14 protein-coding genes are annotated in these 13508 nt (G+C 52.3%); 7 read left to right on the top strand and 7 right to left on the bottom strand.

Annotation, left to right across the window (positions count from 1 at the left end; genetic code table 11):
* The first annotated feature begins 40 nt into the window (after positions 1–40).
* Entirely contained in the window at positions 41–700 is a 660-nt protein-coding gene (locus tag NB640_RS01250) for a MarC family protein (protein WP_269309331.1), read from the top strand.
* Between the two features lie 63 nt (positions 701–763).
* Here the strand turns inward: NB640_RS01250 and NB640_RS01245 are convergent, their stop codons facing one another.
* The 3 genes from NB640_RS01245 to NB640_RS01235 all read right to left on the bottom strand — a co-directional run bounded on the left by NB640_RS01245 (position 764) and on the right by NB640_RS01235 (position 2216).
* Positions 764–1006 carry a hypothetical protein gene (locus tag NB640_RS01245; protein ID WP_269309330.1) on the bottom strand — a complete coding sequence of 81 codons (243 nt, stop codon included), beginning with the start codon at positions 1004–1006 and terminating at the stop codon, positions 764–766.
* A 35-nt stretch (positions 1007–1041) separates the two neighbouring features.
* Positions 1042–1527: a hypothetical protein gene (locus NB640_RS01240; protein WP_269309329.1), complete on the bottom strand. Its 486-nt coding sequence runs from the start codon at positions 1525–1527 to the stop codon at positions 1042–1044.
* 179 nt (positions 1528–1706) lie between these two features.
* Positions 1707–2216: a hypothetical protein gene (locus NB640_RS01235; RefSeq protein ID WP_269309328.1), complete on the bottom strand. Its 510-nt coding sequence runs from the start codon at positions 2214–2216 to the stop codon at positions 1707–1709.
* A 157-nt stretch (positions 2217–2373) separates the two neighbouring features.
* Here NB640_RS01235 and NB640_RS01230 point away from each other — a divergent pair, with 157 nt between their 5' ends.
* Positions 2374–2613, top strand: coding sequence for a hypothetical protein (locus NB640_RS01230; RefSeq protein WP_269309327.1), 240 nt, complete (start codon positions 2374–2376; stop codon positions 2611–2613).
* Positions 2614–2620: 7 nt separating this feature from the next.
* On the opposite strand, the gene mfd is transcribed toward NB640_RS01230, so the two are convergent.
* The gene (gene mfd, locus NB640_RS01225) at positions 2621–6067 is read right to left on the bottom strand and encodes a transcription-repair coupling factor (RefSeq protein ID WP_269309326.1); all 3447 of its coding nucleotides are present in this window, start codon (positions 6065–6067) and stop codon (positions 2621–2623) included.
* A gap of 135 nt (positions 6068–6202) precedes the next feature.
* On the opposite strand from mfd, the gene ispD reads away from it, so the two are divergent.
* On the top strand, positions 6203–6973 hold the full coding sequence (ispD, locus tag NB640_RS01220; RefSeq protein ID WP_269309325.1) for a 2-C-methyl-D-erythritol 4-phosphate cytidylyltransferase: 771 nt from the start codon (positions 6203–6205) through the stop codon (positions 6971–6973).
* A complete protein-coding gene (ispF, locus tag NB640_RS01215) occupies positions 6973–7467 on the top strand; it encodes a 2-C-methyl-D-erythritol 2,4-cyclodiphosphate synthase (protein ID WP_269309324.1) in 495 nt (164 codons plus the stop codon). Before ispD ends, ispF begins: the two co-directional genes overlap by 1 nt.
* Positions 7468–7489: 22 nt before the next feature.
* Here the strand turns inward: ispF and lolA are convergent, their stop codons facing one another.
* Together lolA and NB640_RS01205 are read right to left on the bottom strand one after the other, a co-directional pair.
* Complete coding sequence (gene lolA, locus NB640_RS01210) at positions 7490–8146, bottom strand: outer membrane lipoprotein chaperone LolA (protein WP_269309323.1); 657 nt, start codon at positions 8144–8146, stop codon at positions 7490–7492.
* A 24-nt stretch (positions 8147–8170) separates the two neighbouring features.
* Entirely contained in the window at positions 8171–10492 is a 2322-nt protein-coding gene (locus tag NB640_RS01205) for a DNA translocase FtsK (RefSeq protein ID WP_269309322.1), read from the bottom strand.
* Between the two features lie 426 nt (positions 10493–10918).
* Here NB640_RS01205 and trxB point away from each other — a divergent pair, with 426 nt between their 5' ends.
* The 3 genes from trxB (at position 10919) to NB640_RS01190 (ending at position 13128) form a co-directional block, all read left to right on the top strand.
* The gene (trxB, locus tag NB640_RS01200; RefSeq protein ID WP_269309321.1) at positions 10919–11872 is read left to right on the top strand and encodes a thioredoxin-disulfide reductase; all 954 of its coding nucleotides are present in this window, start codon (positions 10919–10921) and stop codon (positions 11870–11872) included.
* Between the two features lie 14 nt (positions 11873–11886).
* Complete coding sequence (locus tag NB640_RS01195; protein WP_269309320.1) at positions 11887–12528, top strand: Smr/MutS family protein; 642 nt, start codon at positions 11887–11889, stop codon at positions 12526–12528.
* A gap of 117 nt (positions 12529–12645) precedes the next feature.
* Complete coding sequence (locus tag NB640_RS01190) at positions 12646–13128, top strand: tetratricopeptide repeat protein (RefSeq protein WP_269309319.1); 483 nt, start codon at positions 12646–12648, stop codon at positions 13126–13128.
* Between the two features lie 19 nt (positions 13129–13147).
* Here NB640_RS01190 and NB640_RS01185 read toward each other — a convergent pair whose 3' ends face one another.
* Positions 13148–13486 (bottom strand): P-II family nitrogen regulator, encoded by a 339-nt coding sequence (locus NB640_RS01185; RefSeq protein WP_269309318.1) that lies wholly within the window; start codon positions 13484–13486, stop codon positions 13148–13150.
* Between the last annotated feature and the right edge of the window lie 22 nt (positions 13487–13508).

Below are 13508 nucleotides of genomic sequence, written 5' to 3'. Positions count from 1 at the left end.
CTCAAAGCCTGTTTTTTTCGCTGGCGTAAGGTGATATCTCATGAAAAGGGAGGAATGTTTCATGGGAGAGGCTTTTGCTGCTGTTGGACTGACACTGAAAAAAACGCTGACACTGGTGGCGCTGGTAGACCCGCTTTTGGCCATACCGCTTTTCGTTGCGGCCACAAATGGTTATGACACCGGGTTCAGATACCGATACAGCCGTCAGCTTGGTTTGACGGTTGCGGTTTCTCTGCTGGCAGGCGGTCTTTTCGGGCTGCATTTTCTCAACTTCATGGGGGTTTCGCTTGGCGCGATACAGATAGGAGGCGGCGCCATCATGTTTGTCGTGGCCCTTGCCATGGTGGTCGCCAAAAATGAGTCAGTCAAATACACGCGGGATGAGTCGGAAGATGCGGCATCAGGCCCTTCCATTGTACCTTTGGGCATCCCCCTGCTCGCCGGTCCCGCGGCGCTTTCCTATGTCATGGCGACATCCCGCGTTACAACACTTGAAGATATCCTTCCTGTTTTCCTGCCGCCTGTCGTTGTCGGGCTTACGACCTGGATCTGTTTCCGGGTAGCGAGCCGGGGAGGGGGCATGCTGCCTTCATCCGTGCTCAAGGTGATTGAGCGGCTTGCCGGTTTTTTTCTGACTGCCGTGGCTGTCGAGATGATGGGAAGCGGCCTGAAAGCCATGTTTCCCAGCCTGACTGCCTGACACTACCCACAAAAAAAAGCATGTCCGAAAACATGCTTTTTTTATCCGAATGGAAAAATCGGCTTACGAATTTTTCCAGTTCTCGATTTTTTCTGACGCTTTATTCATGGTATCTTCCGTTTTGCCAGCCAGCTTTTCTGCGGCTTCTTTTGTCGAATCCGCGGCTCTGTCAAAAGCATTTTTGGCTTTATCGCCCATATTTTCTACAGCATCAGATGCTTTTTCAAGCCATTCCTTTGACTGCACACCGATATTGGTCATGGCGTCTTTGGCATTGGCTTTGGTGTTTTCCATTTCCTGATTCATTTTTTCCTCCGAATCGACGGTTGTGAATATTAGGATCAGTGGCTTCTTTTTGACCCCTTGTAGTCGCTGTATTTTGTGCCTTTAAAGATTTTCACACCAGACCAGGAACCGGTATCGGAAATATCAGACTCTTTTGGTGAGGTTGCGGTATAGTCACTGGCCACGGCAGCGTTTTGGCTCATCAGGGCCGCTGCTTTATTGGCCGCCACATCATTATCCGCATCAACAGAAATGATGGTGTTGCCGGCTTCAAGCACTTTGGCATATTCATCCAGAATCCGGGAATGGCTGTCGCCGTCCGTCATGCCATGGAAGAAATTATCCAGGTTGCCCTTGATATTGCCATACAGGTCACAAGTGCTTTCATCTGTTGTTGCCGGCCCCAGGTCATTGGCCGTTTTTGAACGGATATGAATCTGATCGGCAGAGTAGCCGTCCTTGACGAGTTCGTTAATAGCGTGTTTGGCGATTTCAGGTGACTGGTATACACCGACAACCATGCTGTAAGAAAGATTGTTCATATCGATTTATCTCCATTCATTAAGTGATGCGATGGTAAGGATGTGACTTTTTTAAGACCATCCGGGCATCAGCTTGTTCCGGAGATAGCGGCTTTGAGATGTGCAAGTACGCAATCTTTGACAAATCTAAACAATTCGCGCCCGGTAACGGGCGCGTATAAGGAGAATGTCACCGGGTTTCATGGTTTTCCCGCTTCGTCTTCCACCTTGTCAAAGATATTTGTAAAAACAAGTGATTCCGGGATGCCTGAGGTTGCCGCATCCAGGTGCTTTTGTTCCGCATCGCGAGGTGCCGGGGTTTTTTCAGGGGATTTTTCCGACGGTTTTTCACGTCCCTTGCTGCGGTAGATGTCGCTCATGAAATCCGAAATTTTTTTGGCCTGGTCTCCATCGCGGGTATCGACCGAGACAACGACATTTCCTGTTTTCGTGGCACGGGCATAGGCTTCCCGGATTTTTTCTTCATCCGCATCATCGAAAAGGGAGTGAAAAAAATGATTCAGCTCATCAAATACCGATTCCTGTACCGGTACCTGCCCTGGAATGTCCCTGTGTTCGCCGACATGGCTTAATGTGATCTGGTCGCGCGGTATTCCTTTTTGCGTTAACAGGTCGGCCACATTGTCCGCATGGTCACGGGATTCAAATACGCCGACAATTCGCGTTTGCATTACGGGTTCGTTTTTCATTTTTCTCTCCTGACATCACAGCCTGATGATAATGAGGTATATCGTAGAAGCATAAAAAATAACGGGATTGATGAATATCCGTTACGCCGGGAATGGGATTACGTATAATCTGTATTCAGGTGATCTATCGCAAGACCGGCAACCAAAGGAGAACGTGATGAAAGATGAGCTGAAATTCATGGTGGGACGTTATCATGCCAAACCCATGGTTATTGAAACGGATGACAGACAGTTTCAGGGCGTTGTTTTGCTGTATGAAGGGGATGACCATCATTCGGAGCGGCATGTGGTTCCTGTTGTTTCCGGTACCTACAAGGAGGCGCTGGAAGAAGCCAAGGCGTTGGCGCACAAGGTCATCGAAAAACATGCGCTGGATGATGCGAAAAATCGGGCATAGGCTGAGCCTAGGCCGTCAGTGACTGTATTGTTGACCGGATTTTTGCTACACGGGAATTGAGATCGGGGGTTTTTGCCGTAATCCGCAGTTTTTCGGGGCCGTTCAGTCGGATATTCTTGTCTTTCTGGATCAGCTCAATGATTTTCAGCGCATCTATCGGCGGATTGGGCATGAACTGCAACGAAATGGCTTCGGCATGGGCGTCGATTTTGGTAATCCCTGCCGTTTTTGCAAGGATACGCAGGCGATGGGTATCAATCAGGGCCTGTGCCTCATCCGGCAGTTTGCCGAAACGGTCAATCATTTCCTCCTGCAGGTCGCTTATTTCTTCCGGGGTTTCGCTGCTGGCCAGACGCTTGTACAGGGACAGGCGTTCGTTGACGCCTGCACAGTAGTCAGATGGCAAAAGCGCCGGGGTATGGAGATTGATTTCGGTTGTTGTTCTGAAAGAGGCGTCAAAATCAGGTTCTTCGCCTTTTTTCATGGCACGTACGGCTTCTTTCAGCATGTCGGAGTACAGCTGAAAGCCGATTTCCTGAATTTCACCGGATTGTTCATCTCCCAGCACTTCACCTGCACCGCGTATTTCCAGATCGTGCATGGCCAGAAAAAAGCCACTGCCGAGGTCTTCCATCTGACGGATGGCGTCAAGCCGCCTTTGCGCCGGTTTGGAAAGTGTCATCGTGTCATGCACCATCAGGTAGGCATAAGCCTGGTGGTGTGAGCGTCCGATTCTTCCCCGAAGCTGGTGAAGCTGGGCGAGTCCGAATTTGTCAGCCCGGTGCATGAGCATGGTGTTGGCATTGGGCACGTCAATGCCGGTTTCAATGATGGTGGTGCACAAAAGGATGTTGTATCGCTGGGCGACGAAATCCCGCATGACCTTTTCCAGGTCGCGTTCGTGCATCTGGCCGTGCGCCACGCCGATCCGGGCTTCCGGCAGGAGTTTTTCCAGCATGGCCCGGCGGTTTTCGATGGTTTCCACTTCGTTATGCAGGAAGTACACCTGTCCGCCGCGCTTGAGTTCGCGTTGGCAGGCTTCGCGGATGACGGAGTCATTTTCGCTGCGGACAAAGGTCTTGATGGCCAGCCTTTTTTGCGGTGCGGTCGCGATGATGGAGAAGCTTCGCAGGCCTTCCAGTGCCATGCCGAGTGTCCGGGGAATGGGGGTGGCCGTGAGTGTCAGCACATCCACATCGGTTCGCAGGGTTTTCAATGCTTCTTTCTGGCGCACGCCAAAACGGTGTTCTTCATCAATGATGACCAGTCCGAGACGGGCAAAGTGCACATCCTTTGAAAGCAGCTTGTGCGTGCCGATAACAATATCCACGGTGCCGTCTGCCAGTGCCTTGATGGTCTGGGTTACCTGTTTGGCGGTCTTGAAGCGGGAAAGCTCGGCAATACGTATCGGCCAGTCGGCAAAGCGATCCGCAAAGGTCTGGGCATGCTGTTCAGCCAAAAGCGTTGTGGGCGCAAGGATAGCGACCTGTTTGCCGCCCATGACGGCGATGAAGGCGGCGCGGAGCGCTACCTCGGTTTTGCCAAAGCCGACATCGCCGCAGATGAGACGGTCCATCGGTTTGTCCGATGTCATGTCTTCGATGACCGCCTGGATTGCCGCTGACTGATCCGGTGTTTCCTCGAAGTCGAAGCTGTCTGCAAATACTTCATAATCCCGCATCGTCAGCGGGAAGGCATGTCCTTTTCGCATGGCCCTTTTCGCATAAAGGTCAAGCAGTTCTGCGGCGGTGTCGTGGACTTTCCTGGCTGCCTGCTGTCGGGCTTTTTCCCATTGCCCTGATCCCAGCGTGTGCAGTGGCGCATCATCGGGGGAGGTGCCGGCATAGCGGGAAATGACGTGCAGTTGGGAAACGGGAACGTATAGCGCTGTATTCTGGGCATAATGCAGGAGCAGAAATTCGGTTTCACCCTGCCCAAGATCCATGCTCACCAGGCCACGGTACCGGCCGATGCCGTGGTTGGCATGGACAACCGGATCGCCGATTTTGAGTTCTGACAGATCGCGCACCATGTGCTCGATCTGGATGGCGCCTTCCTGGCGTTTTCTGCCCGCCCGCCTGCCGGAATTGGCATATAGCTCGGTTTCGGTGATGAGGTTCAAATCGCCCAGCACATGGCCAAGCGAAAAGCCGCTCTGGATGGGAGAAATACCAAACATCAGCGGCTCATCCGAGGTAACGAAATCCACGTAGCTGCTGCATGGTGCCACGGGCAGGTTGTACTCATTGAAAAGCTGCTGCATGGTTTCCCGGCGTCCGGCAGATTCCGCGCAGATCAGTGTGCGTTTGCCGCTTTTACCCAGCCAGGCTCGCAGATTGCTCAACGGGTCATCCGCCCGGCGATTGATGGTGATATCCGGTATGGGGGATGAGAGTTCAGAGGGCGCATCATCTGTCTGGAGTACCCAGCGTGCATGCGGTTTTGCCAGAACGAAGAAATCCTCGCTTTTGAGAAAAAGCTGCTCTGGCGGCAGTACAGGACGCTCACGATCGGCACGCAGGAAAGCGTAGCGCGAGAGCGTGTCTGTCCAGAAACGCTCAATAGCGTCGTCAACATTGCCAACCAGCGTAAATACCGCATCGTCCGGCAGGTAATGGAAAAGAGTGGCGGTTTCTTCAAAGAAGAGGGGCAGGTAGTATTCGATACCGGCCGAGGTGATACCGGATGCAATGTCCCGGTAGATGACGGAAAGGGTGGGGTCTCCCTCAAAGACTTCACGCCAGCGGCTTCGGAAAAAAGCCCGTGCTTCTTCATCCGTGGGGAACTCCCGCCCGGGAAGAATGCGCATTTCGGGGACGGGATAAAGAGAACGCTGGGAGTCTGCGTCAAACGTCTTGATCGTTTCAATCGTGTCGCCGAAAAGATCCAGGCGGTACGGCAGGCTCGATCCCATCGGAAAAAGATCAATCAGGCCGCCACGTACCGAATATTCACCCGGTGACATGACCTGGGAGACATGGTGGTATCCGGCCAGTGTCAGCTGGGAGCGCAGCTGGGCTTCATCTATTCTTTCATCCTGCCTGAAAAAGAAGGTATAGGCCGCGAGAAAAGCGGGAGGGGCAAGCTTGAGGAGTGCGGTTGTAGCAGGCACGATCAGGACGTCACACCGGCCATTCTGGATTTCATAGAGTGTGGCAAGACGCTGTGATACCAGGTCCTGGTGAGGGGAAAAGGTATCGTAGGGAAGGGTTTCCCAATCCGGCAGGAGATGGCAGCGAAGGGGGTTTTCCGGGTCTTTGTGAAACCAGGGAATTTCTTCCAGGATGCGGCGTGCATCGGACGCATGAGCGGTCACAACAACCAGCATGCGGTTTTGCCCCTTGAGCTCGGCGGCGGCCAGTGTAATAGCAAGCGAATCTGCCGATCCATGCAGAACTGGCAGGGCATAACGCTGACCGGGGCGGGGGAGGAATTTCTTGAAATCGGCTGGCATTAATAAAACAAAAAAGACGAATTTGGCCCAAAGACCAGTTCGTCCTATATGAAAGTCCAATCAATTGTGTCATTATAATCCAACACGGAATTTGTCGTTGCTGTCTTTTCGCAAGTCACAATCGAGTTCTTTTATATGCCGGACAAACAAGCAGCATCCAATGCTTCGCGATATTATGTGCTGATTCCCGCCGCAGGTGTCGGTCAGCGTATGGGAGTGCCTATACCCAAACAATACCTGCAGCTTGCCGGCAAACCGGTTCTCCAGCATGTCATTGAAGTTTTCAGCGCCTGTCCCGAAATCGAACATGTGTATGTGGTTTTGAGCCTGACAGATGCCTGGATTGATGAATATATTGTTTCAAAAAAGATCAATTCACGAACCAACAAGGTGACTTTTTTGCGTTGCGGTGGCGAGACCCGCCGTGATTCTGTTCTTAATGGTCTGGAAGCGATTTCTTCCCGGCTTTCCCTTAAAGACTGGATACTGGTTCATGATGCGGCAAGGCCCGGCCTGACCCCGGAACTGGTCAAATATCTGGTTGATGAAGTCGGTGACCATCCGGTAGGCGGGATTCTGGCATTGCCGGTCGTGGATACGGTGAAACGGATAGACAAGTCGCGTGTTGAAACGATATCAAGAGAAGGACTCTGGCTGGCCCAGACTCCCCAGATGTTTCGTTATGGTGCACTGGTACAGGCCATACAGCAGAACCCGGATGTCACGGATGATGCCGGTGCGATTGAGGCGATGGGTTTTATGCCTAAACTGGTGGAGGGGCATTTGAGCAACAGTAAGATCACCCGACCGGCTGATATGAGCCTAGTCGAGATGTTCCTGAAAGCCAGGGCCGCCAGAAAACGTGCCCGCAAGAACAGAACAGATAAAAAACAAGGAAAGTCTTGATGAAGAAACTGCCATATCGCATTGGCCAGGGATATGACTGTCATGCGCTTGTTGCAGACCGGGAACTGATTATCGGCGGGGTCAATATCCCCCACAGGATGGGGCTGATGGGCCATTCTGATGCGGATGTCCTGCTGCATGCGGTGACCGATGCCCTGATGGGCGCAGCCGCCCTGGGAGATATCGGCACACATTTTCCTGACACTGATGCGCGGTTCAAGGGTGCGGATTCAAGGGTTTTGTTGCGTGCTACAGCTGATCTGGTCCGGTCAGCCGGTTATGCCATTGCGAATATTGATGCGACGATCATTGCGCAGGCGCCGAAAATGGCTCCGCATATCCCGAAAATGCGTGAGCATATTGCACAGGATCTGGGCCTGTCTATTGAACAGGTCAACATCAAGGCCAAGACGAATGAGAAGCTGGGCTATCTAGGCCGCGAAGAAGGCATTGCTGCTGAAGCGGTTGCGCTTGTTATGGCTGATGAAGGATAGCAACCTTTTGGCATTACAGGCCCTAATTTTCAAAAAGGTCTGCGCCTTTTGGCATGACAAATTTGAAGGTATCCGCTTTCAGAGCCGGATTTTTTTCAAACTTCGTAAACTTGATCAATGAAAGCTGTCCCATGGCATCATGCAGCTCCATGGCAACAGGCACATTGTTTTGCATGCCGATGTTGATACGCTGAAAAGTATTTTCCTTGTCTTTTGGCGTTGCCTCCATCCATTCCAACCCGTCACGCGTTCCGTTTTCTGCCAGCCTGAAGTTCTTTTCAATGTCGGTGCTGCCAAAAAGGATGGCTGCCGGGCTCGCGCCCAGTGCAGATCCGAGCTTTTTGGTGGTGACCTGATTCAAGTCCTTGTCATAGATGTAAAGCGTCTTTCCATCAGCCTGGAGAACCTGTTCATAAGGTTTTTTATAGGTCCAGATGAATTTCCCCGGTTTGGAAAAGAGAAATGTTCCCATAGCTGGCGTACCCATGCGCAGCTTTCCTTCGGCTTCCTGCTTGACCTGAACCTGTGCAAATTCGCCGCGGGCTGATTTTGTGTTGGCCAGGAAATTTTTGAACTGTTCAATGCCGGATGCACCGGCCAGGAGCGGAAAGCTGATGAATGCAGCAAGCACAGCGAATTGCTTCAATCGGGAAAGTCTCATTGTTTGATTTTTTTTCATGGTATGATGCCCTGTTTTCCGTGGTTAATCCTGAGGTTGTACGGGAACAAGGATCTCCCGGTTGCCATTGCTTTGCATGGGGGATACGACGCCGCTTTGTTCCATTTGTTCAAGAAGACGTGCCGCCCGGTTGTAACCGATGCGCAAGTGACGCTGAACCAGGGAAATCGATGCCCTGCGGTTTTTCAGCACGACGGCAACCGCCTGGTCGTAAAGGGCATCCGACTCACCGCCACCTTCACCAAACGCGGCCACATTGTTGTCTTCCAATGTACCGCCTTCCAGTATACCTTCGACATAATCCGGCTCACCATGTTCCCTCAGGTGATTGACAACACGCTGGACTTCTTCATCTGAAACAAATGCACCATGCGCACGGATCGGCAGTCCGGTGCCCGGTGGCAGGTAAAGCATGTCACCCAGGCCCAGCAGTGCTTCTGCGCCCATCTGGTCCAAAATGGTCCGGGAATCGATTTTGCTGCTGACCTGAAAAGCAATACGGGTCGGGATGTTGGCCTTGATCAGGCCGGTAATCACGTCAACAGATGGCCGCTGGGTTGCCAGGATAAGGTGGATACCTGCGGCGCGGGCTTTCTGGGCGATGCGTGCAATGAGTTCTTCCACCTTTTTGCCGACAACCATCATCAGGTCTGCCAGCTCATCAATGATGATGACGATATTCGGGAGGCTTTCCAGCGGCTCAGGGTTGTCCGGCGTGAGGGAGAAGGGGTTGGTAATGGGTTCGTTGCGCTTTTTGGATTCAGCAATACGATTGTTAAAACCGGAAAGATTGCGTACCCCCACATGGGACATGAGCCGGTACCGGCGTTCCATCTCAGCAACAGCCCAGTTAAGTGCATGGCCGGCCTGGCGCATGTCGGTAACGACAGGGGCCAGCAGGTGCGGGATGCCCTCGTAAATAGAGAGTTCCAGCATTTTGGGGTCAATCAGGATCAGGCGTACCTGGCTGGGATCGGCTTTGTACAGCAGGGAAAGGATCGTTGCATTGATGGCAACGGATTTACCGGAGCCTGTCGTGCCTGCCACCAGCAGATGCGGCATGCGCGCCAGATCAGCGACGACCGGGTTGCCTGCAATATCTTTGCCCAGCGCAATGGTCAGGCTGGATGATTCATCACTGTATACCTTGGAGCTGATGATTTCTGTGAGGCGGACAATCTGCCGTTTTGGATTGGGCAACTCCAGTGCCATATAGTTTTTGCCGGGGATGGTTTCGATCACCCGGATGGACACAAGAGAGAGCGCGCGGGCGAGATCGCGCTCCAGATTGACGATGGTGCTGCCTTTGACACCGGTGGCCGGGTCAATTTCATAGCGGGTAACCACCGGGCCGGGATGTGCTGTCACTACCCGTGCGCTGACACCAAAGTCGGAAAGTTTTTTCTCAATCAGGCGGCTGGTGAATTCGAGCGTCTCAACCGACACCATGTCCTGGGGGGGAGCCGCTTCATCAAGGAGAGACAGGGGCGGAAGCGCCTGGAGTTCCGAGAAAAGCACAACCTGCCTTTCTTTCTCCGCCCGATCGGATTTGGGAACTTCTGTAACTTGCGGCTCAATGTGAATGGGAGGCGCTTCCACCGCCTTGGCTTTTTCCTGTACGACGACTTCTTCCCGCTTGATGGTCGCTTCCTGCCCGATTTTACGATCCTGGCGGATGCGGTAAGCCTTGATGAAAATGGCAAAGAAGCCTTCCACCACGGTACCGATTCTCTCTGAAAGCTGAAGCCAGGACATCTGGAGAAAAAGGCTTAGCCCCAAGGCAAAGAGGATAAGCAAAATCAGGGTTGCACCGGTAAAACCGAGCTGATGCATGGCCTGAGTCCCCAGCAATTCTCCCAGTACGCCGCCCGGCGCACGCGGAAGCTGTACTTTCATTGAGTACAAGCGCAGGAATTCAATCGAAGCACTAGAGGCGATCAGAATCAGAAAGCCCAGATTGGGCATCAGGCGGTCTCGGAACCAGCCCGGCTTTGGGGTGTCTTTCAGGAGCAAAAGGCTGGCGATACGGCGATAGCCATGAAGGATGGCACGAAGCAGCCACAAGCCCCACCACCATGCAGACAGGCCGAATGTGAAAAGCAGCAGATCGGATATCCAGGCCCCGACCCGTCCGCCCATATTGTTTATTTTGTCGACCTGCACGGCATGGGACCAGCCCGGATCCGCTTTGGAATAGGTATAAAGAATGATGAAAAAGAAAAGGGTAAAGGCAATCAGTACAAACCAGCGTGCTTCAGTCAAAAGACGCACCAGCCTGCTGGGTGGTGCAGGGACCGGTTTGGCGGGTGCCTTGTTTCTTTTGTATACAGAAGAGGTTTTGCTCATGAATCCGGTTATTCGTTATGCTGACAGTATGTGTTGTTGATTCATGCCGGGTCGCCAGCCAAATCGGGTTGCTTTCAGGTTTACCAGCATGGCCTGCGGTCTGATTTATGACAGGAAATATCGTCTTTTATCGGGGCGTCAGGTGAGCTGTTTTGTATTCGTCTATAATCTTAACAAGTTTTGATCCCTGCGTATGAAAATCAGGGAATATTATATTTTGAAATCGCTGATTAACGTGTTTTGCGAACGAATTGCTGCGCTCTTCGGTACTCGCAAGCTTGTCTATCCCTAGATATGCCGCGCTTGCTGCGCTCCGTGCGCCTTGCACGTCATCTCGTAAAACACGTTAATCAGCGATTCCCTGCCTTTTAATGTATTTTGCACAAAATGAGTGCAAGTTTATAATTTTTTAAAGGTTTCCTGCTTATGTCAACAAAATTACATGCACCGGTTCTGATATTGGGTTCCGGACCCGCTGGCTATACTGCTGCAGTTTATGCTGCACGCGCAAACCTCAAGCCGGTACTGATTACCGGTATGCAGCAGGGAGGGCAGCTCATGACGGCATCAGATATTGAAAACTGGCCGGCTGATCCACTGGGCATAAAAGGACCGGATCTCATGCAGCGTTTTTTGGAGCATGCCGAACGTTTTGAGACCCGGATCATTTTTGACCATATCCACACGGCAAAGCTGGATGAAAAGCCGTTTCGCCTGATAGGAGAAATGGAAGAGTACACCTGTGATGCACTGATTATCGCCACAGGCGCTTCAGCCAGATACCTGGGATTGCCTTCAGAAGAGACCTACAGGGGAAGAGGAGTATCCGCCTGTGCTACCTGTGACGGCTTTTTTTATCGTGACCAGGAAGTGGCGGTGGTCGGTGGTGGCAATGCGGCGGTGGAGGAGGCGCTTTATCTTTCCCATATTGCCTCGAGGGTGACGCTGATTCATCGTCGGGACAAATTCAGGGCGGAGCCGATCCTGATTGATCGCCTGATGCATCGTGCAGAGCAGGGTAAGGTAGAAATTCTTTATAATTCAGTGGTTGATGAGGTGTTGGGTGACAGCACAGGGGTGACTGGTGCGCGGATTCGCTCTACAACGGACGGGACGACGAAAGACATCGCCTTGCACGGGCTTTTCATTTCGATCGGGCATTCCCCCAATACCGGCATTTTTCAGGGGCAGCTGGAAATGACGAATGGCTATATTGTCACCCAGGGTGGCCGTGACGGCATGGCAACTGCAACCAGTATACCGGGCGTTTTTGCTGCGGGAGATGTCCAGGATTATATCTACCGGCAGGCGATCACGAGCGCAGGGTCGGGCTGTATGGCAGCGCTGGATGTCCAGCATTATCTTGAGAGTTTTGACTGACAGGGCAGGTGACGATGTCTTCTCCCATCAAGGATTTTTCCGATCTGAAGTCCCTGCATAAAACGCTGAAAAAGAAAAAGGAAGCGGAAAAGCGGGAAGAGGAAGCGCGTCGTCGCAAAGAGCGGGAGGTTGAGCGGGAAGCCAGTCTTTTCCGTGACAGTATTGGCGATGTGGTGCCGCTGGACGCCAGTGACCGGGTGGTGCCGCAATCCCCCAAGCCTGCGCCAATTCCCAACCAGCGAATTGCCGATAACAAGGCAGCGCTTCATGAATCCATTTTCGATGAATTCAATGTGGATACCCTGCTGGAAACCGATGCCGACCTGAGTTACAGAAAAAATGGTATCGCACAGGAAGTGGTGCGCAGGCTCAGGCGCGGCCACTGGATTATCCAGGATGAGCTTGACCTTCATGGACAAAGGCGTGATGAGGCGCGTGAAAGGCTGGTTGAATTTTTGCGACGATGTACCCTCAAGGGGTTTCGCTGTGTGAGGGTAATTCATGGGAAAGGGCTGGGTTCTGTCAACCAGGAGCCGGTCCTTAAAAAACTGGTTCATGGCTGGCTGGTGCAAAGAGAAGAGGTCATCGCTTTTGTGCAGGCAAAGGGGGTTGACGGCGGCTCAGGCGCTCTTCTCGTTCTGCTTAAAGGCAAATAAGCCGTTACACTGGTATCAAATCGCCGTTAAGGCTATACTTTCTTCTTGTTTTTTATCGCGCCTTCTTGTTCTCATCCGGGACGGGAAAAGCCGATGATGTTGACTACAGGAATGAATATGCGTTTATCCGTCAGTAAAATTGTTACTTCGATTGTCATTGCAGTGCTTGCGGTTACCGTTTTGTCCGGTTGTGAAAGCGGGGAGGAAACCATTGCGAAGCTCGTCGTCAAGGCTGAAAAAGGTGATGTGAATGCCATGGTAAAGATTGCCGAGCTTTATTGTGGCGGTGTCAACCTCGAGCAGGATGATCAGGTTTGCGGCATCTGGATGAGGCGCGCAGCGGAAAGCGGCCACATGAGAGCGCAATACATGCTGGGCGGTATGTACGAACTGGGATTGGGTATGCGTACCGATCCGGTACAGGCTTACCGGTGGTACAGCATTTCTTTCGAGCAGGGATATCAGATGTCCGGCACTGCGGCAAAAAAAGTGGAAGCCAATATGGTCGCGTCACAATTGGCCCGGGCGAAGGAACTGATTAAAGAGAGTAACGAAGCCAAGGCGGCAACCGGCCGTTATTTTGTGGCGGATAGCAAATAATTCCCGTTTTACCGGCAAATCAGATTGCTTCCAGCCCGGTTTCCCCGGTACGGATGCGGATGACCTGTTCCACTTCCTGTACAAAAATCTTGCCGTCCCCGATTTTGCCGGTCCGGGCTGATTTCAATATGGCTTCGATTGCCAGTTCCAGCATACTGTCATCCAGCACGATTTCAATTTTGACTTTTGGCAGAAAATCCACGACATATTCTGCGCCGCGGTAGAGCTCGGTATGTCCTTTCTGGCGGCCGAATCCCTTGACTTCTGTAACGGTCAGGCCATTGATGTTGGCGTCTGAAAGGGCTTCGCGCACTTCATCGAGTTTGAATGGCTTGATGATGGCTGTAATTTTCTTCATTCGATCTCCGTAAACTGTCTTT

The organism is Oxalobacter vibrioformis, assembly GCF_027118995.1.
GTDB classification, from domain to species: domain Bacteria; phylum Pseudomonadota; class Gammaproteobacteria; order Burkholderiales; family Burkholderiaceae_D; genus Oxalobacter; species Oxalobacter vibrioformis.
This window is presented reverse-complemented; position numbering and strand designations above follow the sequence as displayed.

Bases quoted from the DNA above. Each gene is read 5' to 3' on its own strand.
- NB640_RS01250 (WP_269309331.1), top strand. From the start codon at position 41: ATGAAAAGGGAGGAATGTTTCATGGGAGAGGCTTTTGCTGCTGTTGGA.
- NB640_RS01245 (WP_269309330.1), bottom strand. From the start codon at position 1,006: ATGAATCAGGAAATGGAAAACACCAAAGCCAATGCCAAAGACGCCATG.
- NB640_RS01240 (WP_269309329.1), bottom strand. From the start codon at position 1,527: ATGAACAATCTTTCTTACAGCATGGTTGTCGGTGTATACCAGTCACCT.
- NB640_RS01235 (WP_269309328.1), bottom strand. From the start codon at position 2,216: ATGAAAAACGAACCCGTAATGCAAACGCGAATTGTCGGCGTATTTGAA.
- NB640_RS01230 (WP_269309327.1), top strand. From the start codon at position 2,374: ATGAAAGATGAGCTGAAATTCATGGTGGGACGTTATCATGCCAAACCC.
- mfd (WP_269309326.1), bottom strand. From the start codon at position 6,067: ATGCCAGCCGATTTCAAGAAATTCCTCCCCCGCCCCGGTCAGCGTTAT.
- ispD (WP_269309325.1), top strand. From the start codon at position 6,203: ATGCCGGACAAACAAGCAGCATCCAATGCTTCGCGATATTATGTGCTG.
- ispF (WP_269309324.1), top strand. From the start codon at position 6,973: ATGAAGAAACTGCCATATCGCATTGGCCAGGGATATGACTGTCATGCG.
- lolA (WP_269309323.1), bottom strand. From the start codon at position 8,146: ATGAAAAAAAATCAAACAATGAGACTTTCCCGATTGAAGCAATTCGCT.
- NB640_RS01205 (WP_269309322.1), bottom strand. From the start codon at position 10,492: ATGAGCAAAACCTCTTCTGTATACAAAAGAAACAAGGCACCCGCCAAA.
- trxB (WP_269309321.1), top strand. From the start codon at position 10,919: ATGTCAACAAAATTACATGCACCGGTTCTGATATTGGGTTCCGGACCC.
- NB640_RS01195 (WP_269309320.1), top strand. From the start codon at position 11,887: ATGTCTTCTCCCATCAAGGATTTTTCCGATCTGAAGTCCCTGCATAAA.
- NB640_RS01190 (WP_269309319.1), top strand. From the start codon at position 12,646: ATGCGTTTATCCGTCAGTAAAATTGTTACTTCGATTGTCATTGCAGTG.
- NB640_RS01185 (WP_269309318.1), bottom strand. From the start codon at position 13,486: ATGAAGAAAATTACAGCCATCATCAAGCCATTCAAACTCGATGAAGTG.